The following is a 2,879-nucleotide window of genomic DNA, read 5'->3' as shown; positions in this document are numbered from 1 at the left end:
GTCTTATATAGCGTTCGATCTTATTTTCTTCCATGTCCAGTAGTTTCTTTTCAAAATCGTCAAAATCGAAATGATCGATAATTCTAAGCCGTTCAATCATTTTTTCTTCGAATTCTTCTATTGAAATTAAATAAAAGAGCGCATTCAATCGTTGCGCTTCAAAGTTTTCATTTTTCTCCCATTCCCATGTATCATACTGTCTGACAAGCTCAACAAACTCTGAAATGGCTTCCCTGTTCTCCAATAATTGTTGAGACACAAGGTAATGATGAAATAAAGAAGTTGCAGAAGTTAATTTTCCTTGTTCATCTTCAACCAGAACATGTCCCCACTCATATTCATTGAAGTGAAGCGATGTTTTATGATGATCGATAAGTTGGACATTTCCAGTAGTTTGATAAAAATCATTCAGCTTTTGTTCATTCTCTTTATTTACAGAAAGGTCAGTTATGAATAATAGCGTGTTTTTGTCATCATTCTCCAAAAACCAACCTACTTCTCGATCYAGACTTGATACCGAATTATATCTGACATTCACCTGCTTGCCAAAAGCAAGTTTCGCGAGAATCCCACACCCAACTCCATCTAAATCGTTGTGCGACAAAAGTTTATACAATTGATTCACCTCAACAGATAGTATGGATAAAAATGTTGAAAATTATTGATAACTTTTTTTTTCATATTAACAAACATGACTAATTAATAGGTAGGATGATCAAGACGTGATGACTTATCGTGTTATTCTTGGTGTGCATTTAATTCAAAATTGATACCCAAAATCAATTAAGGCAAAAAAATACCAAAGAGAAGGTAATCTTCTCTTTGGTATCTTTCTCATAGAACTCTATTTATTACTGTTACCTTTAACGTTCAGATACAGTTTACCTTTTGCCGTCTGGCGTGTTTCGTTATTGAAGCTATCGACTGCTTTTACTTCGATTACCGCACCATTAGCTACTGTACCTTTTGGAACTGTATAATAGCCAACATAATGGCCGTTCGCTTGCTCTGTCATTGGCAATTCTGTAGCGTTTTGAAGTTGTCCGCCCATATTTGTTAGTGGCATATGGATTACAAAAGTTGATCTTAATCCAGGTTCACTATCAAATTCGATTTTGACAGTCTTGCCAGTTTTAAGATTGAGATCTTGGTCTGGTTTTAAGTTTGTAATGACAGGTGAAACATATTTTGCATGTACTGTCACTGTTTTCGACATGCTGTTGTTTGCTTTATCTCTTGCTACAACAGTAATTTCATTTGCACCAGTATCCAAAAGTATACGTTTTGAATATTTTCCGTTTACGACTGCTGCAATTTGACCGTTTACTTTCACCCAATCAAGGTTGGCATCTGCGACACTACCTTCTACTGTAACCGATTCCCGATTTGTTTTATCTCCGTTTTTCGGGCTGTCGATTGTTAGATTTGGTTTCACTGTGTCCAAGATAACAGATACCGGAGCAGATTCGCCCGTTACTTTACCATCAAGAGATGAAGTCGCTGTAAATACATTCAATCCTTCTGTCAATTCGGTTTGAATGGCAAATTTACCATCATTTCCTACTACTACAGAACCTGCAACTCCACCATTATTTTTAAGTTGAATTGTTGTTGTAGGTGATGCACTGCCTTCAATAGTAATAGCTGACTTATTCGTTGCTAAATCAGAAGTTGGCGAAGTAATGACAGGTGCACTTACTTCATAACTTACACGAGCACGGATCATATAGTTTCCTTCCTCTGCAGGGGAAGCTGTCCATGTACCTGAAACAGATTGGTAACTTCTTTCCGCGTTTGTTCCATCTTCATCAGCAGCAAGTCCTGGTGTGTTTGGATTCGCAACTGTTTGTCTGTAAACCATGTAGAAGTCACCATTTACAACGATGTTATGTTCAGATAAGTCTACTACCGTCCATTGACCGTTGCGTAATGCTGTTGCATTAATTGATTCTGTGAGTTTTTTACCTGGTGTTCCATCAGGACCAGTAGCATCCCAAACTTCCACTGCAAATGCTGTTCCACCTGGTACTGGCCACTCAGTGTCCCAGAAACGGAATACGCCATCAGTAACAATGCCATTTTCTTTCCCTTCAGGAAGAGACATTTTCACTGCCCAAGCATTACCCGCTGCATTGAATGCGTGTGCATTTTCAGCTGTTCCATCATCATAACCAATTTCACCACCTGGATATGTGTAGAACGGATCAAGTGCAAGACTTAATTCAAGTGCGTTTGCACCGATTGTAACGGATGCTTCTTTACTATGGTAGCCACGTGCAATTACCTTAAGTGTATAATTTCCTTCGTAAGCTTTGATGCTGTAGTTTCCTGATGCATCTGTTTTAACAGGAGTGATATTGGCATCTTCAACCAGTAGAAGTGTTGCGCCTTCGATTCCTTCTCCTGTCGATTCGTCAGTAATTGTTCCGCTTACCGTGTTTTGTGCAATTTCATCCAAAGTGAAATCCGCTTGTGCTGTTGCGTCAGCTTCGATTGTCACCGTCTGTTGATTTGTGTGGTATCCATAAGCTTCCGCTTTCATTGTGAATGTACCAGGAACATGCGTCATTGAATATGTGCCATCTGCAGGATTTGTATATACTGAACGTCCTGATTCAAGCACACTGACTTGTGCACCAATAGGCAATAAAGTCGGATGAATTGGTGCCTCTGATTTTGGCAATTCTTCTTTTACAGGCATTGAAGGTCTGATTTTTGTTGGATCAATCGCTTCTTTCATTGCTTCTTTATCATCAACTTTGATAAAGTCTAGTCCAATGTTGCCTTTATTATTTTTTGAAACGTTCTCAGTTTGGGCAATATCGGTTAAAGCAACATCATCGATATACCAACCGTCTCTCACAACACTGCTATCAGAG

General features: G+C 38.7%; 1 protein-coding gene and 1 pseudogene. Both read right to left on the bottom strand.

The window, feature by feature from the left end:
* Positions 1–616, bottom strand: a pseudogene (locus AC1DSB_RS17340) (oligoribonuclease); the annotation flags it as partial.
* Between the two features lie 228 nt (positions 617–844).
* Positions 845–2,879: carboxypeptidase-like regulatory domain-containing protein (locus tag AC1DSB_RS17335; RefSeq protein WP_477587211.1), on the bottom strand; the 2,035-nt coding region annotated here is incomplete at its 5' end.

It is taken from the genome of Paenisporosarcina sp. P4_E4_2 (genome assembly GCF_056401595.1).
This window is presented reverse-complemented; position numbering and strand designations above follow the sequence as displayed.